Here is a 25545-nt window from a genome sequence, read left to right as displayed (position 1 = left end):
GCGCCCTTGATGTTATTGACGTAGATAGACCTGCGGCAGAGACACTTCGGGATGATGCACCACGCCGAGATCGGCCTGATACCAGCGGGTGAGGATCTCCGTCTGCAGGACCTCTTGCGGCGTGCCGCTCGCCACCAGGCGGCCCTGATGCAACAGCAGGATCCTATCGGCGTACAGCGCCGCCAGATTGAGATCGTGCAGCACGCAGCAGACGCCCAGCGGCTGTTGACGTGTCAGCGAGCGCAGCAGGCGCAGGGTGTGCTGCTGGTGATACAGATCCAGCGCCGAGGTCGGCTCGTCGAGAAACAGCCAGGCGGGAGACGGTTGCGGTTGCCACAGCTGCGCCAACACCCGCGCCAACTGCACCCGCTGCTGTTCGCCACCGGACAACCGGCGGTAATCGCGCTGCGCCAGCGCCAGGCAGTCGGTTTGTTCCATCACCTGTTGGATCGCCTGATGCTCGTCGCGTTTGCCGTGCGGCGATCGCCCCATGCTGACCACTTCTTCCACGCTGAAGGGAAACGCCAGATCGCTGTATTGGCGCATCACGGCTCGGACTTTGGCCAACTGCTGCGGCGCCCAGTGTTCCAGCGGGCGGTCGAGCAGCCGGCATTCGCCGCAGTCCGGCGTCAGATAGCCGGTCAGCAAGCGCAGCAGCGTCGATTTGCCGGCGCCGTTAGGGCCGATAATCGCCACCATCTCACCGCTGGCGAGGCTGAGCGAAACGTCGTTGATCAAGCGGCGCGTACCGAGGCTGTAACGCAGCTCTCGGGCTGTCAGGCAGGCGGCGTTATCCACCGGTTCGCTCCCGCTGGCGCATCACCAGCCATAAGAAGTAAGGACCGCCGATCAGGCTGGTCATCAAGCCTACCGGCATTTCGGCCGGCGCCACCAGTGTGCGCGCCAGCGTATCGCTGACCAGCAGCAGGCAGGCGCCGCCCAGCGCGGAGCAGGGCAGTAGCCAGCGGTGATCGCCGCCAAGGCGCATGCGCACCAGATGTGGCACCACCAGACCGACGAAGCCGATCACGCCGCTCATCGCTACCGCCGCGCCGATCAGCAGGGCGCTCAGCAACAGCAGCTGCAGCTTGGCGCGCTGGACGTTCACCCCGAGGTAGTGGGCCTCTTCGTCCCCCAGCTGCAACAGATTCAGCCGGCGCGCCTGCAACAGCGTCAGCAGCGCCGTAGGCAGGATCAGCGAGGCGGAAACGGCCAGCGTCGGCCACTGCGACTGGCTGAGGCTGCCCATCATCCACAGCGAGAACTGGCGCAGCTGTTGATCGCTGCTGATGTAGGAGAGCACGCCGATGGCCGCCATGCACAGGGCGTTGATGGCGATGCCCGCCAGCAGCAGCCGCGACAGATTGCCGTGCCCGCTGCGGCTGATGCCGTAGATCAAAAGCGATACCAGCAGGCTGCCGAGGAACGCCGCCAGCATATGGCCGTATAGCGCGATCGTCACCGGCAACGCCAGCGGCATCACGATGAACAGGGCGACAAACAGCGCGCCGCCGCTGCTGATGCCCAGAAGGCTCGGATCCGCCAGCGGGTTGCGGAACAGCCCCTGCATCACCGCGCCGGACACTGCCAATGCGCAGCCGATCACTACTGCCAGCAGCACGCGCGGCAGACGAATGTTCAGCCAGATGTGCCAGGCGGCGTCGCTGAAGGGTTCGCGCCACAGGGTGCGAAACGACAGCGTCAGCGCGCCCAGGTTGGCGGCGACCAGCGCCAGCAACGTCAGCAGCACCAGCAGGCCGATGATGGCCAACTGAGGCGAGGTGCGACTGCGCATTACTTTTGCTCCGCCGCGTGGCGCAGTTTGGCCAGCGCCGCCGGCGTTTCCAGACCGAAGCCCAGCAGCGCCATGTCATCGACGATCAGTACGCGGCGCTGCTTGCCCGCCGGCGTCAACGCCAGGCCCGGCAGCGTCCACAGCTGCTGTTCGCCGCCGAGGGTGCGCACGCCGTCGGTGGTGACCAGCAACAGATCCGGCGCGCTGGCGATGACGCCTTCCTGCGACAGCGGACGGTAGCGGTCAAAGCCCTGCATGGCGTTTTTCAGTCCGGCGGCGGCGATCACCGCGTCGGCGGCGGTGTGTTGCCCGGCAGCCATCGGCGTAATGCCGCCGTGGCTCATCACGAACAGCACCTTGACCGGCAGCGGAGAGGTATCGACCGCCGCCAGCTGCTGTTGATAGCGCTCGCTCAGCTGTTTGCCTTGCTCAACGCGTTGCAACGCGGCGGCGATCGTAGCGATTTTCTGCGGCACCGCCTGCAGGGTGGTGTCACCCGGCACGCTGACCACTTTGACGCCGCTGTCCGCCAACTGTTTGAGCACCAGCGCCGGCTGCGCCAGCTCGGTCGTCAGCACCAGCGTCGGTTTCAGCGCCAAAATGCCTTCGGCGTTCAGTTGGCGCATGTAGCCGACGTCCGGCAGCTTTTTCACCGCCTCCGGATGCAGACTGGTGCTGTCACGGGCGATCACGTCGTCGCCGGCGCCGAGCGCGAAGGCGATTTCCGTCACGTCGCCGCCGATCGAGACGATGCGCTGCGCCGCCGCCGCGGTGAGCGGCAGCGCCAGCGTCATCATCAGCGTCAGGCGGCGGATCAAGGAAGATTTCATGCGGCGATGTCCTTGGCGGCGAGCGCGGCAACCTGCTCGCGCCACTGGGTTTGTTCCGGCTGCCCTTCGGTACGCTGGCCATACAGCTGCGCAATCTGCGTGCCATCGGCGGCGAACAGCTCCAGGCTGGTGACGATGCCGTCCTTGGTCGGTTTGCGGGTGATCCAGCTTTCGGCGATGGCGCCTTCAATCAGGTGCAGCGTGAAGCGGCGGTTGAACACGTTGATCCAGCCTTCCTGCGGCATCAAACGTTCGATCTGGCCGGTGAAGATCTGCACGCAGCCGCGGTTGCCGACGAAGATCATGATCTCGTTTTGCTGCTGCTGCGCCGCTTGCAGCAGCTGCGAGAGCGCGCTGTTGTCTACCTGATAGGCCAGATCGTCGCCGACGGCGCGGAACGCCTGCTGACGCGTGAGCTTATTGCGGCTCAGCAGCTGGAAGAACTGGTGAACGTCGGTCATCGCGCGCCATTCACCGTCGATTTTGGCATGATCCTGCGTCGTTTCATCCGCGGTGCTCACCTCGGCGGGTTGCAGCGCCAGCGCCGGGTTTTCTTCGCTCAGGTGGCGCTCCACCAGCGCCATCCAGGCCGGCAGATCGGTCTCTTCGGTGGTGTAGACCTTGTGCAGCGCATCGCCCTGTTGGTCGAAGAACTGGATGCTGTGGCGCACGCCGCGTTTGTTGGTTTCGCTCATAGCGAAAACGCTGGTCCAGTGGTTGAGGAACAGGCGCAGATCCAGCTCGCGCGGGTTGAGGATCAGCCCGGCGTGGCCGTTGAGGTGCTGGTTGCGGTAGCGGCCCATCTGCTCATGCACCGCATAGCTGTTGCGGGTGATGGACTTGGTGACGCCGACCTGCTCAAGCTCGGTCAGCAGGGTGCGCGCGTCGGCCTGCAGGCGGCGCGTGTCGTGGCCGACGCGGGCGTGCGTCAGCTCCGCTTCGCTGACGCCAAGGATCGCCGCCAGATCGCGGGCGTATTTGCCGGGGTGGTCGATTTTGGCCTGTTGGTAGCGTTCGTATAGGGTGTTGCTCATGCGGGATTCTCCTGCGCTGTAATGCGAACGGCGGACAACCGGGTTGTCCGCCAGATAGTCAAATGATTACCACTGGTAGCTGACCAGCAGTTTGGCGTTGCGGCCATCCTGCGGGACGCCCTGCGGCGAGTAATATTCTTTGTCGAAGGCGTTGCCCAGTACCACGGTGGTGGTCATGCCCTGCAGCCGATCGCGGCCCTTGTAGCTCAGATAGAAGTCGTTGACGCCATAGCCGCCTTGCTCCGGCGTCCCCGTTTGTACGCGGGTGGCGCGTTCGGCGAAGGTGGCGACCCAGCCGGCGGACAAACCGGTTTCGCCCAGCGGCACGTCCAGCGAACTGGTGACGGTATCCGGGCTGATGTCGGCCAGCCAATCGCCGCTTTTCGCGTTCAATTCGCCATTGCGAGACTTGTCCTTGCCGCGTGTGCGGTTGTAAGCCAGATCCCAGTTAAACCACTTGGTCTGGTAGTTCAGCGAGGTGTCCCAACCCCAAATCTTGGCGCGAGAGATATTCGCTGAGGCGGTCTGCGTGCGAGTGACATACATGAAGATGTAGTCTTTGGCGTCGGTATCGAAGTAACTGGCCTTGAATTGCAGGCTGTCATCCGCCAGCAGCAGATCGTCGAAGCGCAAGCCGAAACCGGCTTCGGTGGTGCTGGTGGTTTCCGGCCGCAGATTCGGATTAGGCACCCAATAGTTGCCGGGGAAGTGACGCGAATCGTTGTACATCTCGCCCATGGTCGGGGCGCGGAAGGCCTGGGAATAGGAGCCGAACAGCATCAGCCAGTCGGTCGGCGAGTAGCTCAGGGCCCCGCGGGACGACCATTTGTCGGCCTTGACGTCTTCGTGGCCCTGGCTGCTGCCTTTGTAATCGTCGTAGCGCGTGCCGGCCAGCACGGTGATCGGAATGTCGCGCAGCGTGATTTCATCCTGCAGCCAGCCGGAGGCGAAGTTGATCTTGGCCTGCGGGAAACTGGTAGTGGCGCCGCCCGGCTGCTGTTTCTGTTCATACACTTCGGAGCCGTAGGTCAGCAGGTGTGACGCAAAGCTGTCGGCGAACAGACGTGTGCGGTTTTCCAGCTTGCCGCCGTTGGTGGTCTGCTTGCGGAATTCGTCGGCCGCACCGGCGTTGTGCGCATTGATTTTGACTTCCGAGGTGTACAGTTTCGCGGTGGCGTCCAGCCAATCCTGGCCGACCGGCTTGAGCTTATAGCTCAGAGCGGCATCACGCTGGATGGTGGAGCGGTTGGTCATCGGGTTGCCGCTCGAGCTGCCCGGCGTCTGCGGGTTTTTCGGCTCCTGGGCGCTGTTGTTGTAGTAGCGCAGATCGCCGCTCAATGACTGATTGTCGTCGATTTTCCAGGTGCCTTTTGCCAGCACGTTGCTGATGGTTTCGTCGTTAGGCGCATCGAAGCCGTTGCCCTGACGCAGATTACCGACGTCGCGGGTACCGAACGACAGCAAACCGTCGAGGTTATCGGTCTTGCCGTAGGCGCTGGCGCCCATGCCCAGGCTGTGATCGCCGCTGCCGGCGGTGCCGTAGACGCGGAACCCGGTATCGTGGCCCGGCAGCAGCAGATCGGCGGCATCGACGGTCTCGTAGGCGATGACGCCGCCCAGCGCGCCGCTGCCATACAGCAACGCAGAGGGACCGCGCACGATTTCAATGCGCTTGACCAGCGCCGGATCGAGGAAGGTGCCGCCGATGTGGCCGGTATCGGTCCCCTGGCGGATGCCGTCGACCAGCGTCAGCACGCCGTTTTTGCCGTAGCCGCGCATCGTTACGTCCTGACCGTTGCTGCGCCCGGTGCCGTTCACGGTGATGCCCGGCACGCGGCGCAGCATATCGGCGGCCGAGGTGGCGGTCTGGCTTTCTGGCGAGTTGCCTTCGATGACCGTGACCATCATCGGCGCTTCAAAGCTGCTGCGTTGGTTACCGGTGGCGACCACCGTCATGGTCTCGTCGGCGGCTTTGGCTTTTTTAGCCGGCGCCGCGTTGGAAGAGGATGTTGTGCTGGTGTTTTGTGCCAAGGCCACCGTAGGCAGAGCGCAGGCAATCGCCAGACTCAAAGCGGAAAAACGCAGCCGGGTGGAAAATGTCAGAGGCATGGTGCAACTCTCCGTATGTAATAAAACATATCAATAGATTTGCTGGCTGCCTGGATCAACCGATCGGGGTGGCTGGCGTTTGAGGGTTCTATGGTTATTTGGTCAGGATCAATTTCCCGGCTTTGGTCTGCCGCAGCTGATAGCGCTGGCCCTGATGGGTAATGAACGCGATGCCGTCGGTGCCGAGCAGCTGTGCGCTGTCGTAGCTGGGCGGCGCGTTTGCGCTGTGCTCGGTCGGGGCCGCGGCGGCGGGGGTAGGCGTGTTGGCAGTATCCATCATCATTGTGCTTATAAAACAGACCATTAAATGGTAATTAATATCAAACTGAGAATCATTATCATGTGAAGGAAAGGTTACATCAAGGAAAATTTTCTTACCGATGGAACCTTTTTGTCGAACGGACATCCGGCGGCGGGCCGAGCGCACTCGGCCCGTAAAAAAGGGGCGTTATTTCAGCAGGGTTTCGATGCGGTCAAACAAACGCTCGGGCTTAGTGAACGGCGCAAAGCGCGTGATACGCTGGCCGTCGGCGGTGAGCAGGAATTTGGTGAAATTCCACTTGATGCGGCGGCTGCCCAGAATGCCGGGTGCCAGGCGTTTCAGCTCATTGAACAGCGGGTGCGCGCCGGGACCGTTAACGTCTATCTTGCTGAACAGCGGGAAACTGACGCCGTAGTTGAGGCTGCAAAAGTTGGCGATCTCCAGCGGACTGCCCGGCTCCTGAGAACCAAACTGGTTGCAGGGGAAGCCGAGCACCACCAGGCCGCGTTCGCGATAGTATTGCCACAAATTTTCCAGCCCACGGTATTGCGGGGTGAAGCCGCACTTGCTGGCGGTGTTGACCACCAGGTAAGCGCGCGCCGGGAAATCGCCCAGCGTTTTTTGCTCGCCCTGCAGCGTGACGCAGGGGATGGATAACAGAGAGTGAATCATGCCGGGGCTCCCAGTGCGTTTCGGCGGGCGCTAAAGCGTTGCAATCAGTATAGATGAGCGGGGCAGAAGGAATAAAGCCGGGGGCGTGGCCCCGGCCTCTACTGGGTTAGAAACGGCTATCAACCGCATCCGCCAGCATCGCCAGCAACTGCTCGCTGTCGGACCAGCTCAGGCAAGGATCGGTGATCGACTGGCCATAGGTCAGCGGCTGGCCGGCGACGATTTTCTGCGTGCCTTCCACCAGGAAGCTTTCCGCCATCACGCCGGTGATGGCGGCGGAGCCGGCGCGGATCTGCTGGCAGACGTTGTCGGCCACTTCCAGCTGGCGACGGTGCATTTTCTGGCAGTTGCCGTGGCTGAAGTCGATCACCAGGTGTTCAGGCAGATCGAACTCGCGCAGGCTGTCACAGGCGGCGGCGATGTCGCTGGCGTGGTAGTTCGGCGTCTTTCCGCCGCGCATGATGATGTGGCCGTACGGGTTGCCGCTGGTCTGGTAGATGGTCATCTGGCCATGTTTGTCCGGCGACAGGAACATGTGCCCGGCGCGCGCCGCGCGAATGGCGTCGATGGCGATGCGGGTGTTGCCGTCGGTGCCGTTTTTGAAACCGACCGGGCAGGAGAGCGCCGAGGCCATTTCACGGTGGATCTGGCTTTCGGTGGTGCGCGCACCGATGGCGCCCCAGCTGATGAGATCGGCGATGTATTGGCCGACGACCATGTCCAGGAATTCGGTGGCGGTCGGCAGGCCGAGCTGGTTCACTTCCAGCAGCAGGCGGCGCGCCATTTCGATGCCGCGGTTGACCTGGAAGGTGCCGTCCAGCGCCGGATCGGAGATCAGGCCTTTCCAGCCGACGACGGTACGCGGTTTTTCGAAGTAGGTACGCATCACGATTTCCAGACGATCCTGGTAGCGTTCGCGCAGGGCGTTCAACCGGCCAGCGTAATCGACGGCGGCGTCGAGATCGTGGATGGAGCAGGGGCCGATCACCACCAGCAGGCGGCGGTCTTCACCGGTGAGGATTTTTTCAATGCGTTTTCGTGACGCTGTCACGTTGTCGGCGACGGCCGCCGAGATCGGCAGCTTGTCTGCCAACGCTTGCGGCGTGACGAGGCTGTCGATGCGCGCGGTCCGCAGTTCATCTGTTTTGTGCATGTTGTTCCCTGGAAACTGTTCTTCTCTGCGGCAGGAGTGCCGGGAAGTGATGGCGATCACAATAACGCAAAAAGCGCTGAATTCAACCGTAGAGATTGTGTTCTGTTGATCAAAACCGCGAAAAAAAGCACAAAAAAATCAGCTGCTGTTGAAATAAACGGCAGGCGGCGGGGCACGGCGGCCCCGCGAGAAAATGATCAGAACATGCGGCGACTCATACCGAGGATGTCGAGGATTTTGGTGGAAATCTCTTCGACCGAATAATTGGTGGTATTGAGGTAGCGGATCTGATTTTTGCGGAACAGCGCCTCGACCTCGGCGATCTCCATGCGGCACTGGCGTAATGAAGCGTAACGGCTGTTTTCACGCCGCTCTTCACGGATCGCCGCCAGGCGTTCCGGATCGATGGTCAGGCCGAATAATTTATGCTGAAACGGTTTCAGCGAGGCCGGCAGGTGCAAATTATCCATATCGTCGGCGATAAACGGATAGTTGGCGGCGCGAATGCCGAACTGCATCGCCAGATAAAGGCTGGTGGGGGTTTTGCCGCAGCGCGACACGCCGAGCAGGATCACCTGCGCCTGATCGAGGTTGCGCAGCGAAATGCCGTCGTCATGCGCCAGGGTATAGTCGATGGCGGCAATGCGCGCGTCGTACTTGCCGAGGTTGCTGGCGGTCAGGCCGTGGGTGCGGTTCGGCACCGGCGTCGGTTCCACTTCCAGCTCGCCCTGCAGCGGGCCGACCAGCGCCTGCACGATATCCTGGCAGAAGCCCTGGCTCTGCACGATCACATCGCGCACTTCCGGCGAGATGATGGAGTAAAACACCAGTGGCCGCACGCCGGTTTGATTATAAATATCATCGATTTGCTGGCGAACTGCGCGCGCGCGCGCCTCGGTTTCGACGAACGGCAGGGTAAAGGTGGTCGCCGTGACCGGAAACTGCGACAGCACCGCGTGCCCCAACACTTCGGCGGTGATCGCCGTACCATCCGAAATATAAAAAACGCTTCTTTCCACCCGAGGCTCCTTACCTGAAAACGGTGTTCCTGCTGTCATCACTGTCAATATCATGGGCCGCGGACGATCCGTCGGTAAAGGGGGGAGGGAAAAAATTGTGACGGCGGGACGGTAAAGCGCTTTGCGCCGGCGCGTGAAGAAAAGCGCGTTTTGCCGGCGGTAAAAATTGTGGCGCAACGAGGTTTTTCGACCCGAAACGTAAATTTGCCGTTATTTTCACCAAAAACGGTAGCGTTTGCGCGGTCATTAAAACAGAAGTTTAAAAAGAACGTAATTTGTTGAGAACTAAGCTTTTCGTGCGATTGGGAACGGTTCCCTGCCAAATCAGCCGGTTAGGACATTCTCTTAAAAACCACTTTCTTCAGTGGGTTGATCGATTCACCTTTCCATTTTCCCCAGATCAGTGTGCTAGTCTGATTCGGCTCCGTGTTAGCGGCGCCGTAAAGCAAGCGAATTAAATCCGTCTTTACCCTACTGATAGCAATAAGGATTGTCTCGATGTCCAACAATGGCCCAGACTTGCGTAATGTGCTTTGGTACAACCAGCTTGGCATGCACGACGTTGACCGTGTCGGCGGCAAAAACGCCTCCCTCGGTGAAATGATCACCAATCTTTCCGATTTGGGCGTGGCCGTGCCGAACGGTTTTGCCACCACCGCACAGGCGTTTAACGATTTCCTCGAACAAAGCGGTGTTAACCAGCGCATCTATCAGCTACTGGATCAGACCGACGTTGACGACGTTGCCCAACTGGCCAAGGCCGGCGCCCAGATCCGCCAATGGGTGATCGACACGCCGTTCCACGCCGAGTTCGAGCGTGAAATTCATCAGGCTTACCAACAGCTCGCCGACGGCGAACCGGAAGCTTCCTTTGCGGTGCGCTCCTCCGCCACGGCGGAAGACATGCCGGACGCGTCCTTCGCCGGCCAGCAGGAAACCTTCCTCAACGTGCAGGGCATCGACGCCGTAATGGTGGCGATCAAGCACGTGTTCGCCTCGCTGTTCAACGACCGCGCCATCTCTTATCGCGTGCACCAGGGCTATGACCACCGCGGCGTGGCGCTGTCGGCGGGCGTACAGCGCATGGTGCGCTCGGATCTGGCCTCCTCGGGCGTGATGTTCACCATCGATACCGAGTCTGGCTTTGATCAGGTGGTGTTCATCACCTCCGCCTTCGGTCTGGGTGAAATGGTGGTGCAGGGCGCGGTGAACCCGGATGAGTTCTACGTGCACAAACCGACGCTGCAAAAAGGCAAGCCGGCGATCGTGCGCCGCAACCTGGGCTCGAAAAAGATCCGCATGGTGTACGCACCGTCGCAGGATCACGGCAAGCAGGTGCGCATCGAAGACGTGCCGGAAGCGCAGCGCAGCCGTTTCTCGCTGACGGATGACGAAGTGCAGGCGCTGGCGCAGCAGGCGATCCTGATCGAAAAACATTACGGCCGCCCGATGGATATCGAATGGGCGAAAGACGGCCATACCGGCAAGCTGCTGATCGTGCAGGCGCGTCCGGAAACCGTTCGCTCCAACGAACAAACCATGGAGCGCTACCAGCTGAATGGCACTAGCCCGGTGCTGGTGGAAGGCCGCGCCATCGGTCATCGCATCGGCGCCGGTCCGGTGAAAGTGATCCACGACATCAGCGAAATGGATCGCATCCTGCCGGGCGACGTGCTGGTGACCGACATGACCGACCCGGACTGGGAGCCGATCATGAAGAAGGCCGCCGCGATCGTCACCAACCGCGGCGGGCGCACCTGTCACGCGGCGATCATCGCCCGTGAGTTGGGCATCCCGGCGGTGGTGGGCTGCGGCCACGCCACCGATGTGCTGAAAGACGGCCAGAAAGTCACCGTTTCCTGTGCGGAAGGCGACACCGGCTTCGTTTACAGCGACATGCTGGATTTCAGCGTGCAGAGCTCCGAAGTGACCGAGCTGCCGGATCTGCCGCTGAAGATCATGATGAACGTCGGCAACCCGGATCGCGCTTTCGACTTTGCGCGTTTGCCAAATGAAGGCGTGGGCCTGGCGCGGCTGGAATTTATCATCAACCGCATGATCGGTGTGCACCCGCGCGCGCTGCTGGAGTTCGATCAGCAGACGCCGGCGCTGCAAAACGAAATTCGCGCGTTAATGCAGGGTTACGACCACCCGGTCGAGTTCTACGTTGGCCGCCTGACAGAAGGGATCGCGACGCTGGGTGCCGCCTTCTGGCCGAAGCGTGTGATCGTGCGCCTGTCCGACTTCAAATCCAACGAGTACGCCAACCTGGTGGGCGGCGATAAGTATGAACCACACGAAGAGAACCCGATGCTGGGCTTCCGCGGCGCCGGCCGTTACGTGGCCGATAGCTTCCGCGATTGCTTCGCGCTGGAGTGCGAGGCGGTGAAACGCGTGCGTAACGAAATGGGGCTGACCAACGTCGAAATCATGGTGCCGTTCGTGCGCACCGTGGCCCAGGCGGAAGCGGTGGTGGCGGAGCTGGCGCGTCAGGGGCTGAAGCGCGGTGAAAACGGGCTGAAAGTGATCATGATGTGCGAGATCCCGTCCAATGCGCTGTTGGCGGATCAGTTCCTCGAGCACTTCGACGGCTTCTCTATCGGTTCCAACGACATGACCCAGCTGGCGCTGGGGCTGGATCGTGACTCCGGCGTGGTGTCGGAGCTGTTCGACGAGCGCAACGAGGCGGTGAAAGCGCTGCTGTCGATGGCGATTCAGGCGGCCAAACGCCACGGCAAATACGTCGGCATCTGCGGCCAGGGCCCGTCTGACCATGAAGACTTCGCCGAGTGGCTGATGGAGCAGGGCATCGACAGCCTGTCGCTCAATCCAGACACCGTGGTGCAGACCTGGATCAATTTGTCGAAAAAGAAATAATGTCTCGGCCTCGCTGAGGCATTAACGCCGGGCCGCAGTTAACGCTGCGGCCTTTTTATTTCCGAATGTAAATAACGGCGCGTAAAATAATCAATTCGACGAAAAAAGAATAAAAAAAAGCCCACCGTAGGAGATGGGCAAAGACTACACACAGCAATTCACATGTATGGCATTACATTGTTCAGAAAGGTTGCTTTAAAATCAGTGATTTGAAGCAATATATGGCCATAATACTAGATTTTTGAACGCGACTAGTCATTAAGAATCATCCTAATCGATAGCGCCATCACATTTTATTTGTGGGAGTTATCTCTTTTTGCCGCTTGCAACAAACAGGGATTTACATTGCACCTTTCATTCGCTGTACCGTAATCAATATAGGGCGGCATTATATTTGGCGGAGATATTACTCGAATGAGGTAGGAATAATGACCTGAGTGAAATGTTCCGCCCGACGATGCGGGCGGAAGGGGGGGATTAGCGTTTTTCCAGATCTTCGATGACTTGCTCCGGCGCGGTGGTCGGCTCTGGCGCTTCATCCATCCAGGCGGTCAGCAGGCGATAAGATACCGCCAATACCACCGGGCCGATGAACAGGCCAATCATACCGAAGGCCAGCAAACCGCCGATAACGCCGGACAGGATCAGCAGCAGCGGCAGGTCGGCGCCCATGCGGATCAGCACCGGGCGCAGCACGTTATCCAGCGTGGCTACCACGCAGCTCCAGACCAGCAGTACGGTGCCCCAGGTGGTGTCGCCGTGCCAGTACAGCCAGATGATGGCCGGCACCAGCACCAACAGCGGCCCCAATTGTGCCACGCAGCAGATAAAGATCAGCATCGTCAGCAGGGTGGCGGCTGGTATGCCGCTCACCGCCAGACCGATGCCGCCCAGCACCGACTGCACCAACGCCGTCACCACCACGCCCAGCGCGACGGCGCGGATCGCCTGGCCGCCCAGTAGCACCGCCGCATCGCCGCGTTTGGAACCGAGGCGTACCGCAAAGTGACGGATACCCAGCGCCACCTGCTCGCCGCGCGCATACAACAAGGCGCTGAACAGCAGCATCAGCGCGCAGTGCAGCAGCAGACGGCCGATATGCGCCGCCTGCGCCACGAACCAGGTGGCGGTTTGACCGAAGTACGGCTGAACCTTCGCCAGCAGCGCAGCGCCGCCGGCGTTAACCAATGTGTGGTAGCTGGTATAGAGCCTGTCGCCGATCATCGGCACGGACTGCAGCCAGGCTAGATCGGGAATGTGCAGCTTGCCGGGTGAACTGGCCCAGGCGATGAGCGGCGCGCTGTTATCCACCACGCTGCTGATCAGCAGGGAAATCGGCAGAATGAACAGCAGGATCAGCAGCAGGGTCATGACCAACACCGCCAGCGAGCGACGGCTCCACAGCAGCTTTTGCAGTTTGAGCAGCAACGGCCAGGTGGCGATCACCACCATGCCCGCCCAGGCGAAGCCGAGAATAAACGGTTGGATCACCCAAAAACAGGCAACGATCATGATGGCGATAAACAGCACGCCGAAAATAATTCGCGGTAAGTCGTAACGCGATTGCGGGAGTGGCATCAGTGGCTTCTCATCCTGGTCAATTAAATCCCTGGCACCGGCGAATCGGGGTGCCTGTCGGTCGGTTTATCGCCGCCGGGCGGCCGCCTGTGGCGGCGCTCGCAGGGCGGTAATAATGTGAATGCCTTCACTAAACGAGTATGTTAGTTTTTAGTGTCACTAAAAAATAGGGTGGGTCTGAATTAAAGGCCCGATTCAGCGTACATCAGCGCATAAAAAATAGACGGACAGGGTCAAAAAAGCGAATGATCCCACAGATTTCTCAGGCGCCCGGCCTCGTTCAACGGGTGCTCGACTTTTTGGAAGCACTGAAGCAAAACGGATTCAACGGCGATACCGCCACCAGCTACGCCGACCGCCTGACGATGGCCACCGACAACAGTATCTATCAGCTGTTGCCCGATGCGGTGGTGTTCCCCCGTTCCACCGCTGACGTGGCGCTGATTGCGCGTCTGGCCGGGGAAGAGCGATTCAATACGCTGACCTTCAGCCCGCGCGGCGGCGGCACCGGCACCAACGGTCAGTCACTCAATACCGGCATCGTGGTCGATATGTCGCGTCATATGAACCGCATTCTGGAGATCAACGTCGAACAGGGCTGGGTGAAAGTCGAAGCCGGGGTCATCAAGGACCAGCTGAATCAATATTTGCGGCCGTTCGGCTACTTCTTCTCGCCGGAACTGTCCACCAGCAACCGCGCCACCTTGGGCGGCATGATCAACACTGACGCCTCCGGCCAGGGCTCGCTGGTATACGGCAAAACCTCCGATCACGTGTTGGGCCTGCGGGCGGTGCTGCTGGGCGGCGAGATGATCGATACCCGCGCCATGCCGACGGCGCTGGCGGAAACGATTGCTCTGGAAGAGACCGCGGAAGGGCGCATTTACCGCACGGTGCTCAATCGCTGCCGTGAGCAGCGCGCATTGATCCTGGAGAAATTCCCCAAGCTCAACCGCTTCCTCACCGGTTACGATCTGCGCCACGTGCTGAGCGACGATCTGCAAACCTTCGATCTGACGCGCATCCTGACCGGCGCCGAAGGCACGCTGGCGTTTATCACCGAGGCGCGGCTGGATATCACGCCGCTGCCGAAAGTGCGCCGCCTGGTCAACGTGAAGTACGACTCCTTCGACTCGGCGCTGCGCAATGCGCCCTTTATGGTCGAGGCCAAGGCGCTGTCGGTGGAAACCATCGATTCCAAGGTGCTGAATCTGGCGCGTGAAGACATTGTTTGGCACTCGGTGAACGAACTGATCGCCGACGTGCCGGATAAAGAAATGCTCGGGCTGAACATCGTCGAGTTCGCCGGCGACGATCGGGCGCTGATCGACGGCCAGATGGAGGCTCTGTGCCAACGGCTGGATGAACTGATCGCGCAGCGGCAGGGCGGTGTGATCGGGTACCAGATCTGCGGCGATCTGGCTGGCATCGAGCGCATTTACAACATGCGCAAGAAGGCGGTCGGGCTGCTGGGCAACGCCAAGGGGCGCGCCAAGCCGATTCCGTTTGCCGAGGATACCTGTGTGCCGCCGCAACACCTGGCGGACTATATCGTCGAATTCCGTCAACTGCTTGACGACCACAACCTGAGCTACGGCATGTTCGGCCACGTCGACGCCGGGGTGTTGCACGTGCGCCCGGCGCTCGACATGTGCGACCCGCAGCAGGAAGTGCTGATGAAGCAGATCTCCGATCGGGTGGTGGCGCTGACCGCCAAATACGGTGGTCTGTTGTGGGGGGAGCACGGCAAGGGCTTCCGTGCCGAGTACAGCCCTGAGTTCTTCGGGGAAACGCTGTATGAAGAGCTACGCCGCATCAAGGCGGCGTTTGATCCGGATAACCGTTTGAACCCGGGCAAGATCTGTTCGCCACTGGCGGTAGATGCACCGATGATGGAGGTAGACGCGGTCAAACGCGGCACCTTCGATCGCCAGATACCGGTCGAGGTGCGCACCTCGTTCCGCGGCGCGCTGGAGTGTAACGGCAACGGCCTGTGCTTCAACTTCGACGTGCGCAGCCCGATGTGCCCGTCGATGAAGATCAGCGGCAATCGCATTCATTCACCAAAAGGGCGGGCGACGCTGGTGCGTGAGTGGCTGCGTCTGTTGGCCGAGCAGGGCGTCGATCCGCTGGCGCTGGAGAAACAGCTGCCGCAGCAGCGTCTCAGCTTGCGTGGTCTAATCGAGAAAACCCGCAACAGCTGGCATGCCGGCAAGGGCGAGTACGACTTTTCGCACGAAGTGAAAGAGGCGATGTCCGGCTGTCTGGCCTGCAAGGCCTGTTCCACCCAGTGCCCGATCAAAATTGACGTGCCGGGGTTCCGTTCGCGCTTCCTGCAGCTTTACCATACCCGCTACCTGCGCCCGGTGAGCGACTACATGGTCGCCGGCGTAGAGAGCTATACCCCATTGATGGCCCGCGCGCCGAAGGTGTTCAACTTCTTCTTCCGCCAGCCGTGGCTGCGGGAGATGAGCCGCAACGCCGTCGGCATGGTCGATCTGCCGCTGTTGTCCAGCCCGACGCTGCGTCAGCAGCTGTCCGGCCACCGCGCGACCACGCTGACGCTGGAACAGTTGGAAGGGTTGAACGCCGAGCAACGCGAAGAACACGTGCTGATTGTTCAGGATCCGTTCACCAGCTATTACGACGCCAAAGTGGTGGCGGATTTCGTTCGGCTGGTGGAAAAGCTCGGCTATAAACCGGTGCTGCTGCCGTTCTCGCCGAACGGCAAGGCGCAGCATGTGAAGGGCTTCCTGACGCGCTTTGCCCGCACCGCGCGCAAAACCGCCGATTTTCTCAACCGCATGGCGCAGCTCGGCATGCCGCTGGTGGGCGTCGATCCGGCGCTGGTGCTGTGCTACCGCGACGAATACCGTGAGATCCTCGGCGCCGAGCGCGGCGATTTCCAGGTGCAGCTGGTGCATGAATGGTTGCAACAGCGGATCGCGGATCGCGCCGAACAGCCGGCGACCGGCGAACCCTGGTATCTGTTCGGTCACTGCACCGAAACCACCGCGCTGCCGGCCAGCGGCCAACAGTGGGCGGCGATCTTCGCCCGCTTCGGCGCCAAACTGGAGAACGTCAGTGTCGGCTGCTGCGGCATGGCCGGCACTTACGGCCATGAAGCCAAGAACCTGCAAAACTCGCTCGGCATTTATGAGCTATCATGGCATCCGACGCTGCAGCGTTTGCCGCGTCAGCGCTGCCTGGCGACCGGTTATTCCTGCCGCAGCCAGGTGAAACGCATTGAGGGCAATGGCGTGCGCCACCCATTACAGGCACTTCTGGAGATGATTGAGTGAAATTGTGGAAACGTGAAACATCGCTGGAGCAGCTGAACCGCGCCGGCGATGGCTGCATGGTCAGCCATGTGGGCATCGAGTTTACTCAGCTGGGCGAGGATTTCCTGGAAGCCACCATGCCGGTGGACGGCCGCACCCGGCAGCCGTTCGGGCTGCTGCACGGCGGGGCGTCGGTGGTGCTGGCGGAATCGATGGGATCGATGGCCGGCTACCTGTGCAGCGAAGGCGAACAGAAGGTGGTGGGGCTGGAGATCAACGCCAACCACCTGCGGGCGGTGTTCGATGGCCAGGTGCGCGGGGTGTGCCGCGCGCTGCACGTTGGCCGCCGTCATCAGGTGTGGCAGATAGAGATCTTAGACGCGCGCGATCGGCTGTGCTGCACCTCGCGTCTGACCACGGCGGTCATCGACTGATTCTCGCCGGTTCCGCAGGCTGCCGGCCTGCGGAGCCTTTCGCTTTACAGCTGAAACGGCACGCGTTTAACGAAGTCCTTCTGAAACGCATTCGCCTTCTCCCAGGTACCTTCCATTGCATATTTTTGGCAGATCAGCGTCAGCGTGTGGCGGGCGAAGTGGTAGCTTTGCACCCGAAACAGCTGGCAGCGCTGCGGATTGTTGATCTCGACGATCAGCCGATTATGCAGTTTGCTGAGCGCGTGCAGGTAGCTGTCGTCATCGCCGTTCTCCAGGCACAGATTGGCCATGGTGAGGCTGACGCTGTTGTACCGCTTCAGGTGGTCGATATTGCATTCCGGGCGCCGCAGCGCCGCTTCGGCCATATAAAAGTCCACCGTGGCGTCGCGCACGCTGAATTTGTAGTCATCAATCTTGCCCAGCAACCATGCGTTGATCGAAAGAGTCATTGGCTTCGCGCTCAAATCCAAATTGAATGATAATCATTATCATATAAATTGCCGCGTTGCCGATCAATCCCCGGTGCGGCGTTTTTTCATCGTGGGGGTGTAAAAGGCCGCCGACGACCCAATTTAATCCTGAGCGACTAAACTTTAACCTGAGGGGCGCGCGCTGGTGCCGCGCCACGAAATGCCGATAAACGCACATTTACGACAGACAGAATGCAGAAATAGGTATTTTCTATGAATGTTTAGATCGGCAGTGTACCGCGGCACTGTAACGCTGACGGGCCACCGGGGAGTGCGGTACGGTGATGCAGGATAAAGAACAAATTCATAGGGATAGCATGCACACCTTGCCGCCAGATGCCGCAAGCCACCACGAATGTCCCGCTGGCTTGCCGCACGCCGCAGCGAAAAACCGCGCTCGCGGTGGATACCCCCGCAAAACAAACGGTTGAAGTGATAATCGTTATCACTAACATATAAGCAACCCAGATTGGCTGTGGCCAAACACGAGTGTGAGGTAGACCCTATGCAAACGGAAAATGTCGGCACCTTTTCTCTGGATGAAAATGTCTGGCAAGGCATTTCGCTCAGCGACAGCGCCGTACGACAAATAACGAAACTGATGCAGCAGGATCCGCAGGTGAAAGGGCTGCAGCTAGGGGTGAAACAATCCGGCTGCGCCGGCTTTGCCTATGTGCTGGATCTGACCCGCGAACCCGCCGATGACGATCTGCTGTTTGAGCGCGACGGCGCCAAACTCTATGTGCCGCTGAAGGCCATGCCGTTCATCGATGGCACCACGGTAGATTACGTCCGCGAAGGGCTGAATCAGATATTCAAATTCAACAACCCTAAAGCTCAGCATGCCTGCGGGTGCGGCGAGAGCTTTGGCGTTTGAGCGATGCAATCAACATGACACGAAGCAATGTAGAAATGCCTAATGAAGTGCAGGCTTGGGTCAGCGAAGGTCGCTACAAAGAAGGTTTCTTCACCCAGCTTGCAACCGATGAGTTGGCCAAAGGCATCAACGAAGAGGTGGTTCGCGCCATCTCGGCCAAGCGCAACGAACCCGAGTGGATGCTGGAATTCCGCCTCGAGGCCTACCGCGCCTGGCTGCAGATGGAAGAGCCGCACTGGCTGAAGGCCAATTACGAACGCCTTAACTACCAGGACTACAGTTACTATTCGGCGCCGTCCTGCGGCAGCTGCGACGATGCCTGCGGTTCGCAACCCGGCGCCGAGCAGCAACCGGGCGCGGCGACGGAAAAAGATTACCTGACCAGCGAAGTGGAGCTGGCGTTCAATCAGCTCGGCGTGCCGGTGCGCGAGGGCAGCGAGGTGGCGGTGGACGCCATCTTCGACTCAGTATCGGTCGCTACCACTTACCGTGAAAAACTGGCGGAGAGCGGGGTGATCTTCTGCTCGTTCGGCGAAGCGATTCAGGAATACCCGGATCTGGTGCGTCAGTACCTGGGGCGCGTAGTGCCGTCCAACGATAATTTCTTCGCTGCGCTGAACGCCGCGGTGGCCTCTGACGGCACCTTCGTCTATGTGCCGAAAGGCGTGCGCTGCCCGATGGAGCTGTCGACCTATTTCCGTATCAACGCCGCCAAAACCGGCCAGTTCGAGCGCACCATCCTGATCGCCGACGAAGGCAGCTATGTCAGCTATATCGAAGGCTGTTCTGCCCCGGTGCGCGACAGCTATCAGCTGCACGCGGCGGTGGTGGAAGTGATCCTGCATAAAGACGCCGAAGTGAAATACTCGACGGTGCAGAACTGGTTCTCCGGCGGTGAGAGCAAGGGCGGTATCCTCAACTTCGTCACCAAGCGCGCGCTGTGCGAAGGCGCCGGCTCAAAAATGTCCTGGACCCAGTCGGAAACCGGCTCGGCCATCACCTGGAAATACCCGAGCGTGATCCTGCAGGGCGACAATTCGATCGGCGAATTCTTCTCGGTGGCGCTGACCAGCGGCCATCAGCAGGCGGACACCGGCACCAAGATGATCCACATCGGCAAAAACACCAAGTCGACCATCATCGCCAAAGGCATCTCCGCCGGCCACAGCGAGAACACCTATCGCGGCCTGGTGAAAATCCTGCCGGGGGCGGAAAACGCCCGTAACTTTACCCAGTGCGACTCGATGCTGATCGGGCCGGACAGCGGTGCCCACACGTTCCCTTACGTTGAAGCGCGCAACAACAGCGCTCAGCTGGAGCACGAAGCCACCACCTCGAAGATCGGCGACGACCAGCTGTTCTACTGCCTGCAGCGCGGCATCAGCGAGGATGACGCCATTTCGATGATCGTCAACGGTTTCTGCAAGGACGTTTTCTCCGAGCTGCCGCTGGAGTTCGCCGTCGAGGCGCAGAAACTTCTGGCCATCAGCCTGGAACACAGCGTGGGTTAATCGCCGCATTTTTAGCGCCGTCGGCGCTATCTGAGGACACAGCATGTTAAGCATCAAGAATTTGAAAGTCAGCGTGGAAGGCAACGAGATCCTCAAGGGATTGGATCTGGAGATCAAACCGGGCGAAGTGCATGCCATCATGGGGCCGAACGGCTCGGGCAAGAGCACGCTGTCCGCCACGCTGGCCGGGCGTGAAGAGTACGAAGTGACCGAAGGGGAAGTCACCTTCAAGGGCAAGGATCTGCTGGAGCTTGATCCGGAAGACCGCGCCGGCGAGGGCGTGTTTCTGGCCTTCCAGTACCCGGTGGAGATCCCCGGCGTCAGCAACCACTTCTTCCTGCAGACCTCGGTCAACGCGGTGCGCAAATACCGCGAGCAGGAGCCGCTGGATCGCTTTGACTTCGCCGATTTCATCGAAGAGAAAATCGCGCTGCTGGACATGCCGGCCGACCTGCTGACCCGTTCGGTCAACGTCGGTTTCTCAGGCGGCGAGAAAAAGCGCAACGACATTCTGCAGATGGCGGCGCTGGAGCCGGATCTGTGCATTCTCGATGAAACCGACTCCGGTCTGGACATCGATGCGCTCAAGATCGTCGCCAACGGCGTCAACTCGCTGCGGGACGGCAAGCGCGCCTTTATCATCGTCACCCACTACCAGCGCATTCTGGACTACATCCAACCGGATTACGTACACGTGCTGTCGCAGGGGCGCATCGTCAAATCCGGCGATTTCTCGCTGGTAAAACAGTTGGAGGAGCAGGGCTATGGCTGGCTTACCGACCAACAGTAATTCAAACGCGCTGCAGCAGCTGTATCGCCTGTTCGAAGGCCGCGGTGGCGAGCGTTCGCCGCATGCGCTGGCGCACTGGCAGCAGGCGCTGCGCCTCGGCTGGCCGACGCGCAAGCATGAAAACTGGAAATACACGCCGCTGGAGAGCCTGCTGGAGCAGCAGTTCCTCGAGCCGCAGCCCGCATTGGTGAGCGCAGAGCAGCTCGAGGCGCTGGCGCTCGGCATCGATGCCTGCCGGCTGGTGTTTATCGACGGCCGCTACAGCGCCGCGCTGAGCGATGGCGATCTGGGCGACTACCAGTTCGAGTTGACCGCCTACGGCACGCCGCAGGCGCTGCCGGAGGCGATCCAGCCGGAAATTTTCCTGCACCTGACCGAAAGCCTGGCGCAGGAAACCAGCCTGATTCGCCTGCCGGCTGACAAGGCCCCGGCTCGTCCGCTGTACCTGCTGCATATCAGCAGCGGACGCGGCGCCAGCGGGGAAGTGAACACCGTGCATCACCGCCATCATCTGGAGATTGGGCGCGGGGCCGAGGCGGAAGTGATCGAACACTACGTCAGCCTGGGCGAGGCCGCGCACTTCACCGGCGCACGCCTGACCGCCAACGTGGCGGACAACGCCGGACTGTTGCATTGCAAGCTGGCGTTTGAGAGCCAGCCAAGCTACCACTTTGCCCATAACGATTTGGTCATTGGCCGCGACGCGCGGGTGAAAAGCGACAGCTTCCTGCTGGGCGCCGGCTTGACGCGGCATAACACCAGCGCGCAGCTGAACGGCGAAGGCGCGAACCTGGTGATCAACAGCCTGGTGCTGCCGGTGGGCAAAGAGATCTGCGATACCCGTACCTATCTGGAGCACAACAAGGGCTATTGCGAAAGCCGCCAGCTGCATAAAACCGTGGTCAGCGATCGCGGCAAGGCGGTGTTCAACGGCATGATCAAAGTGGCCAAGCACGCGATTAAAACCGACGGCCAGATGACTAACCATAACCTGCTGTTGGGTAAGGTGGCGGAAGTGGACACCAAGCCGCAGTTGGAGATCTACGCCGACGACGTCAAGTGCAGCCACGGCGCCACCGTAGGGCGCATCGATGAAGAGCAGCTGTTCTATCTGCAGTCGCGCGGTATCGACAAGCACGCGGCACAGCAGATGATCATCTTCGCCTTCGCCGCCGAGCTGACCGAAGGCATCGCCAACGACATCATCCGGGAGCGGGTGCTGGCACGCATCGCCCAGCGCCTGCCGGGGGAGGCTGCATGAGTTATCCGATTGAACGCGTGCGCGGCGATTTCCCGCTGCTGGCGCGTGAGGTGAACGGCCAACCGCTGGCCTATCTCGACAGCGCCGCCAGCGCGCAGAAACCGCAGGTGGTGATCGACCGCGAGCTGGATTTCTATCGCCACGGCTATGCCGCGGTGCATCGCGGCATTCACACCTTGAGCGCTGAGGCGACTCAGCAGATGGAAGCGGTGCGGGAACAGGCGGCGCGCTTTATCAACGCCGTCTCGGCGGAAGAGATGGTGTTCGTCAAGGGCACCACCGAAGGCATCAACCTGGTGGCCAACAGCTTTGGCCGCCACCTGCTGCAGCCGGGCGATGCGATTCTCATCACCGAGATGGAACACCACGCCAACATCGTGCCCTGGCAGATGCTGGCGCAGGAGCGTGGGTTGCAGCTGCGGGTTTGGCCGCTGCAGCCCGACGGCACGCTGGATTTGGCGCGGTTGCCGGAGCTGGTCGACGCGTCCTGCAAACTGCTGGCGCTGACCGAGGTCTCCAATGTGCTAGGCACCGTCAACCCGGTGCGCGACATCATCGCCCGCGCCAGAGCCCTGGCGCCGGATCTGACGGTGCTGGTGGACGGCGCGCAGGCGGTGATGCACCAGCGCGTCGATGTTCAGGCGCTGGACTGCGATTTTTACGTGTTTTCCGGCCACAAGCTGTACGGCCCTTCCGGTATCGGCATGCTGTATGGCCGCCAGGCGCTGCTGCAGCAGATGCCACCGTGGGAAGGGGGCGGCTCGATGATCCGCCAGGTCAGCCTGACGGCGGGCACCACCTTCGCCGATCCGCCGTGGCGCTTCGAGGCGGGTTCGCCGAACACCGCCGGCATCATGGGGCTGGGGGCGGCGTTCGATTACGTCGAAGCCCTGGGTCTGAATGCGATCCACGATTATGAACAGTCGCTGATGCACTACGCGCTCGAGGCGCTCAAGCAGGTGCCGACGCTGAAAATCTATGGTCCGGCACATCGGGCCGGGGTGATCGCCTTTAATTTGGGAGAACACCACGCCTATGACGTCGGCAGCTTCCTCGATCAGTATGGCATCGCCATTCGCACCGGCCATCACTGCGCCATGCCACTGATGGCGTTTTATCAGGTGCCGAGCATGTGCCGCGCTTCGCTGGCGTTATATAATACCCGCGAAGAGGTGGACCGGCTGGTGGCCGGGCTGCAACGCATTCATCAGCTATTAGGTTAGGCCGGGGCGCGTCCCCGGCGGTACAAAAGGATCCCCATGGCGAATTTGCCGGACAAAGATAAATTGGTGCGTAATTTCTCCCGCTGTCTGAACTGGGAGGAGAAATACCTGTACGTGATTGAACTTGGCGCCAAGTTGCCGCCGCTGGACGAGGCCGAGCGGCAGGCCGGCAACCTGATTTCCGGCTGTCAGAGCCAGGTGTGGATCGTGATGCGTCTCGATGAGCAGGGGCAGGTCGAGTTTCACGGCGACAGCGATGCGGCGATCGTCAAAGGGCTGCTGGCGGTGGTGTTTATTCTTTATCGTCAATTAACGCCACAACAGATCGTCGATCTCGATGTGCGGCCGTTTTTCGGCGAACTGGCGCTCAGCCAACATCTGACGCCTTCACGCTCGCAGGGGCTGGAGGCGATGATCCGTGCCATTCGCAGTAAAGCGGCGCAGCTGGCCTGATCCTTAACGCCTTTCTCCTCAAGGCTCATTGATATATTCGCTTTGTCAATGAGTCTTTACAATCCGTTGTTTTCCCCAGGAACCATCCCCCAATTCAGTGATATTTCAGCAGCTTACCTATTGACGTTTCGTTGACAATCAACGACGGCGATTACGTTATAACGTGTTGATTTTTAGAGAACTTATTGCCTTTGATGCCAGCGTTGCTAGTATTAATCAGGTATTGTCTGATTTACCCACCGTCGGGCGCTCGTTAGCCTTGGGGGCGAACCGTCATAAAAAATATAGGGATGATAATGAAACGTGCGTTGAGTTTAATGGGCATGGTCTTCGCCACCGTACTGGCCGGCACGCAGGCCGCCAGTGCGACCGAGTACCCGCTGCCGCCGCCAGACAGCCGTCTGATCGGTGAAAACACCACTTATACCGTGCCAAACGACGGCCGTCCGCTGGAGGCGATCGCCGCCGACTACAAGATTGGCCTGCTGGGCATGCTGGAAGCCAACCCTGGCACCGACCCGTTCCTGCCCAAGCCAGGCACGGTATTGACCATTCCGACCCAAATGCTGCTGCCTGACACTAAGCGTGAAGGGATTATCGTCAATCTGGCCGAGCTGCGTCTTTACTACTACCCGAAAGGCGAGAACAAAGTGATCGTCTATCCGATCGGCATCGGCCAGACCGGGATGCACACGCCGCTGGAAGTGACCTCCATCAGCCAGAAGATCCCTAACCCGACCTGGACGCCCACCGCCAACATCCGCAAGCGCTATCAGTCCCAGGGCGTGACGCTGCCTGCAGTGGTGCCGGCCGGGCCTGAGAACCCGATGGGGCTGTTCGCCCTGCGTCTGGCGATGGGGCGCGGTGAATACCTGATCCACGGCACCAACGCCAACTTCGGTATCGGCATGCGCGTCAGCTCCGGCTGCATTCGCCTGCGTCCGACGGACATCGAAGCGCTGTTCAATCAGGTGCCGCGTGGTACACGGGTGCAGGTGATCAACGATCCGGTGAAGATTTCGGTTGAGCCGGACGGCAAACGCTATGTGGAAGTGCACCAGCCGCTGTCGCGGGTAGAAAGCGACGATCCGCAGACCATGCCGATCGCGTTGTCTAAAGCGGAGAAAGCCTTTGCTGCGGATGGTCAGACCGATCGCGCCGTGTTCGATAGCGCGGTTGTACGCCGTTCTGGCATGCCGGTGCTGGTCAACGTAGGGGAGAGTCCGTCTGAGGTGAGTTTAACGCCTGCAGCGGCGCCTGCGGCGAATAAGAGCCCATTTAAGGCAGCGCCAATCAGTTCGGTGAACTAAGTTTGCAAGATTGAGCGGTCGAAGAGGGGTTCAGCGTGCTGAACCTCTTTTTTTGCCCGCTATGCAGGAAAAATCAGTCCAGGATACAGGCGAAAAAAAACGGCGCACAATGTGCGCCGTTTTCAATAACCAAAGCTATCTTACTTTTTGTAAGCGTGAGCTTGGTTGTCCAGACGCTGGTTAGCGCGTGCTGCGTCGTCTTTAGCAGCTTGAACGTCAGAACGCATTGCGTTCACGTCGTTGCTCAGCTGATCAACTTTAGCGTTCAGAGTCTGAACGTCAGAAGACAGTTGATCGATTTTAGCGTTGCTAGAGCAGCCAGCCAGCAGAGTGGAACCCAGGATTACCGCGCCCAGTACCAGTTTAGTACGATTCATTATAACACCCTCTAGATTGAGTTAATCTCCATGTAGCGTTACAAGTATTACACAAACTTTTTTCGAAAGAGAATAATTTTTTAGTGTTGAGGTGCTTTATTTTGATCGTTCGCTCAAACTTGCATCTGGTTTTACAAATTAGTTAAAAAAACGAGGGAAAACAGCCGGCTTCCATGGGACTACTCCGATTCTTTATTAGCTAAATAATGAGCGGTCCGCGGTTGCGTTT

22 protein-coding genes and 1 other RNA gene are annotated in these 25545 nt (G+C 60.2%); 10 read left to right on the top strand and 13 right to left on the bottom strand.

The window, feature by feature from the left end:
• Positions 1 to 12: 12 nt before the first annotated feature.
• From RE418_RS19990 to RE418_RS19950, 9 genes are all read right to left on the bottom strand, one after another.
• Positions 13 to 798 (bottom strand): heme ABC transporter ATP-binding protein, encoded by a 786-nt coding sequence (locus RE418_RS19990; protein WP_025302633.1) that lies wholly within the window; start codon positions 796 to 798, stop codon positions 13 to 15.
• Complete coding sequence (locus RE418_RS19985) at positions 791 to 1795, bottom strand: iron ABC transporter permease (protein ID WP_089180832.1); 1005 nt, start codon at positions 1793 to 1795, stop codon at positions 791 to 793. The genes RE418_RS19990 and RE418_RS19985 overlap by 8 nt, the downstream gene beginning before the upstream one ends.
• Positions 1795 to 2625: a hemin ABC transporter substrate-binding protein gene (locus tag RE418_RS19980; protein ID WP_089180833.1), complete on the bottom strand. Its 831-nt coding sequence runs from the start codon at positions 2623 to 2625 to the stop codon at positions 1795 to 1797. Before RE418_RS19980 ends, RE418_RS19985 begins: the two co-directional genes overlap by 1 nt.
• A complete protein-coding gene (locus tag RE418_RS19975) occupies positions 2622 to 3659 on the bottom strand; it encodes a hemin-degrading factor (protein ID WP_025302636.1) in 1038 nt (345 codons plus the stop codon). Before RE418_RS19975 ends, RE418_RS19980 begins: the two co-directional genes overlap by 4 nt.
• A gap of 66 nt (positions 3660 to 3725) precedes the next feature.
• On the bottom strand, positions 3726 to 5768 hold the full coding sequence (locus RE418_RS19970) for a TonB-dependent hemoglobin/transferrin/lactoferrin family receptor (protein ID WP_089180834.1): 2043 nt from the start codon (positions 5766 to 5768) through the stop codon (positions 3726 to 3728).
• Positions 5769 to 5862: 94 nt separating this feature from the next.
• Positions 5863 to 6045 carry a hemin uptake protein HemP gene (gene hemP, locus RE418_RS19965; protein ID WP_043141213.1) on the bottom strand — a complete coding sequence of 61 codons (183 nt, stop codon included), beginning with the start codon at positions 6043 to 6045 and terminating at the stop codon, positions 5863 to 5865.
• A gap of 171 nt (positions 6046 to 6216) precedes the next feature.
• Complete coding sequence (locus tag RE418_RS19960; protein WP_089180835.1) at positions 6217 to 6702, bottom strand: glutathione peroxidase; 486 nt, start codon at positions 6700 to 6702, stop codon at positions 6217 to 6219.
• Between the two features lie 106 nt (positions 6703 to 6808).
• Positions 6809 to 7855 carry a 3-deoxy-7-phosphoheptulonate synthase gene (locus tag RE418_RS19955; protein ID WP_004931381.1) on the bottom strand — a complete coding sequence of 349 codons (1047 nt, stop codon included), beginning with the start codon at positions 7853 to 7855 and terminating at the stop codon, positions 6809 to 6811.
• A 197-nt stretch (positions 7856 to 8052) separates the two neighbouring features.
• Positions 8053 to 8913: a pyruvate, water dikinase regulatory protein gene (locus RE418_RS19950; RefSeq protein ID WP_161781785.1), complete on the bottom strand. Its 861-nt coding sequence runs from the start codon at positions 8911 to 8913 to the stop codon at positions 8053 to 8055.
• A gap of 459 nt (positions 8914 to 9372) precedes the next feature.
• On the opposite strand from RE418_RS19950, the gene ppsA reads away from it, so the two are divergent.
• Positions 9373 to 11751: a phosphoenolpyruvate synthase gene (ppsA, locus tag RE418_RS19945; RefSeq protein ID WP_049209411.1), complete on the top strand. Its 2379-nt coding sequence runs from the start codon at positions 9373 to 9375 to the stop codon at positions 11749 to 11751.
• Between the two features lie 109 nt (positions 11752 to 11860).
• On the opposite strand, the gene rprA is transcribed toward ppsA, so the two are convergent.
• Both rprA and ydiK read right to left on the bottom strand, forming a co-directional pair.
• An RNA gene (rprA, locus tag RE418_RS19940) (antisense sRNA RprA) lies at positions 11861 to 11972 on the bottom strand.
• Between the two features lie 256 nt (positions 11973 to 12228).
• Positions 12229 to 13329 (bottom strand): AI-2E family transporter YdiK, encoded by a 1101-nt coding sequence (gene ydiK / locus RE418_RS19935; RefSeq protein ID WP_089180836.1) that lies wholly within the window; start codon positions 13327 to 13329, stop codon positions 12229 to 12231.
• Positions 13330 to 13574: 245 nt separating this feature from the next.
• Here ydiK and RE418_RS19930 point away from each other — a divergent pair, with 245 nt between their 5' ends.
• A complete protein-coding gene (locus RE418_RS19930; protein ID WP_049210221.1) occupies positions 13575 to 16631 on the top strand; it encodes an FAD-binding and (Fe-S)-binding domain-containing protein in 3057 nt (1018 codons plus the stop codon).
• Entirely contained in the window at positions 16628 to 17044 is a 417-nt protein-coding gene (locus tag RE418_RS19925) for a hotdog fold thioesterase (RefSeq protein WP_089180837.1), read from the top strand. Before RE418_RS19930 ends, RE418_RS19925 begins: the two co-directional genes overlap by 4 nt.
• A 44-nt stretch (positions 17045 to 17088) precedes the next feature.
• Here the strand turns inward: RE418_RS19925 and RE418_RS19920 are convergent, their stop codons facing one another.
• Entirely contained in the window at positions 17089 to 17493 is a 405-nt protein-coding gene (locus RE418_RS19920; RefSeq protein WP_004931369.1) for a hypothetical protein, read from the bottom strand.
• Between the two features lie 526 nt (positions 17494 to 18019).
• Here RE418_RS19920 and sufA point away from each other — a divergent pair.
• From sufA to RE418_RS19885, 7 genes are all read left to right on the top strand, one after another.
• Positions 18020 to 18391, top strand: coding sequence for a Fe-S cluster assembly scaffold SufA (sufA, locus tag RE418_RS19915; protein ID WP_004931368.1), 372 nt, complete (start codon positions 18020 to 18022; stop codon positions 18389 to 18391).
• 14 nt (positions 18392 to 18405) lie between these two features.
• Positions 18406 to 19902: a Fe-S cluster assembly protein SufB gene (gene sufB / locus RE418_RS19910; protein ID WP_025302644.1), complete on the top strand. Its 1497-nt coding sequence runs from the start codon at positions 18406 to 18408 to the stop codon at positions 19900 to 19902.
• A 43-nt stretch (positions 19903 to 19945) separates the two neighbouring features.
• Complete coding sequence (sufC, locus tag RE418_RS19905) at positions 19946 to 20692, top strand: Fe-S cluster assembly ATPase SufC (protein ID WP_016927936.1); 747 nt, start codon at positions 19946 to 19948, stop codon at positions 20690 to 20692.
• Positions 20667 to 21953 carry a Fe-S cluster assembly protein SufD gene (sufD, locus tag RE418_RS19900; protein ID WP_049295483.1) on the top strand — a complete coding sequence of 429 codons (1287 nt, stop codon included), beginning with the start codon at positions 20667 to 20669 and terminating at the stop codon, positions 21951 to 21953. The genes sufC and sufD overlap by 26 nt, the downstream gene beginning before the upstream one ends.
• Positions 21950 to 23176, top strand: coding sequence for a cysteine desulfurase SufS (gene sufS / locus RE418_RS19895; protein WP_025302646.1), 1227 nt, complete (start codon positions 21950 to 21952; stop codon positions 23174 to 23176). Before sufD ends, sufS begins: the two co-directional genes overlap by 4 nt.
• Before the next feature lie 36 nt (positions 23177 to 23212).
• Positions 23213 to 23629: a cysteine desulfuration protein SufE gene (gene sufE, locus RE418_RS19890; protein ID WP_025302647.1), complete on the top strand. Its 417-nt coding sequence runs from the start codon at positions 23213 to 23215 to the stop codon at positions 23627 to 23629.
• Between the two features lie 296 nt (positions 23630 to 23925).
• Positions 23926 to 24939 (top strand): L,D-transpeptidase family protein, encoded by a 1014-nt coding sequence (locus RE418_RS19885; RefSeq protein ID WP_025302648.1) that lies wholly within the window; start codon positions 23926 to 23928, stop codon positions 24937 to 24939.
• Positions 24940 to 25079: 140 nt separating this feature from the next.
• On the opposite strand, the gene RE418_RS19880 is transcribed toward RE418_RS19885, so the two are convergent.
• On the bottom strand, positions 25080 to 25316 hold the full coding sequence (locus RE418_RS19880; protein ID WP_004931354.1) for a major outer membrane lipoprotein: 237 nt from the start codon (positions 25314 to 25316) through the stop codon (positions 25080 to 25082).
• Positions 25317 to 25545 lie beyond the last annotated feature (229 nt).

It is taken from the genome of Serratia sp. szju, assembly GCF_044594185.1.
GTDB lineage: Bacteria > Pseudomonadota > Gammaproteobacteria > Enterobacterales > Enterobacteriaceae > Serratia > Serratia bockelmannii.
The sequence above is the reverse complement of the archived record's forward strand: the minus strand, read 5'-3'. Positions and strand labels throughout refer to the sequence as shown.

Bases quoted from the DNA above. Each gene is read 5' to 3' on its own strand.
- RE418_RS19975 (WP_025302636.1), bottom strand. From the start codon at position 3,659: ATGAGCAACACCCTATACGAACGCTACCAACAGGCCAAAATCGACCAC.
- RE418_RS19980 (WP_089180833.1), bottom strand. From the start codon at position 2,625: ATGAAATCTTCCTTGATCCGCCGCCTGACGCTGATGATGACGCTGGCG.
- RE418_RS19885 (WP_025302648.1), top strand. From the start codon at position 23,926: ATGAAACGTGCGTTGAGTTTAATGGGCATGGTCTTCGCCACCGTACTG.
- RE418_RS19930 (WP_049210221.1), top strand. From the start codon at position 13,575: ATGATCCCACAGATTTCTCAGGCGCCCGGCCTCGTTCAACGGGTGCTC.
- sufB (WP_025302644.1), top strand. From the start codon at position 18,406: ATGACACGAAGCAATGTAGAAATGCCTAATGAAGTGCAGGCTTGGGTC.
- RE418_RS19970 (WP_089180834.1), bottom strand. From the start codon at position 5,768: ATGCCTCTGACATTTTCCACCCGGCTGCGTTTTTCCGCTTTGAGTCTG.
- ydiK (WP_089180836.1), bottom strand. From the start codon at position 13,329: ATGCCACTCCCGCAATCGCGTTACGACTTACCGCGAATTATTTTCGGC.
- RE418_RS19960 (WP_089180835.1), bottom strand. From the start codon at position 6,702: ATGATTCACTCTCTGTTATCCATCCCCTGCGTCACGCTGCAGGGCGAG.
- sufD (WP_049295483.1), top strand. From the start codon at position 20,667: ATGGCTGGCTTACCGACCAACAGTAATTCAAACGCGCTGCAGCAGCTG.
- hemP (WP_043141213.1), bottom strand. From the start codon at position 6,045: ATGGATACTGCCAACACGCCTACCCCCGCCGCCGCGGCCCCGACCGAG.
- RE418_RS19950 (WP_161781785.1), bottom strand. From the start codon at position 8,913: ATGACAGCAGGAACACCGTTTTCAGGTAAGGAGCCTCGGGTGGAAAGA.
- ppsA (WP_049209411.1), top strand. From the start codon at position 9,373: ATGTCCAACAATGGCCCAGACTTGCGTAATGTGCTTTGGTACAACCAG.
- sufA (WP_004931368.1), top strand. From the start codon at position 18,020: ATGCAAACGGAAAATGTCGGCACCTTTTCTCTGGATGAAAATGTCTGG.
- sufE (WP_025302647.1), top strand. From the start codon at position 23,213: ATGGCGAATTTGCCGGACAAAGATAAATTGGTGCGTAATTTCTCCCGC.
- sufC (WP_016927936.1), top strand. From the start codon at position 19,946: ATGTTAAGCATCAAGAATTTGAAAGTCAGCGTGGAAGGCAACGAGATC.
- RE418_RS19985 (WP_089180832.1), bottom strand. From the start codon at position 1,795: ATGCGCAGTCGCACCTCGCCTCAGTTGGCCATCATCGGCCTGCTGGTG.
- RE418_RS19880 (WP_004931354.1), bottom strand. From the start codon at position 25,316: ATGAATCGTACTAAACTGGTACTGGGCGCGGTAATCCTGGGTTCCACT.
- RE418_RS19920 (WP_004931369.1), bottom strand. From the start codon at position 17,493: ATGACTCTTTCGATCAACGCATGGTTGCTGGGCAAGATTGATGACTAC.
- sufS (WP_025302646.1), top strand. From the start codon at position 21,950: ATGAGTTATCCGATTGAACGCGTGCGCGGCGATTTCCCGCTGCTGGCG.
- RE418_RS19955 (WP_004931381.1), bottom strand. From the start codon at position 7,855: ATGCACAAAACAGATGAACTGCGGACCGCGCGCATCGACAGCCTCGTC.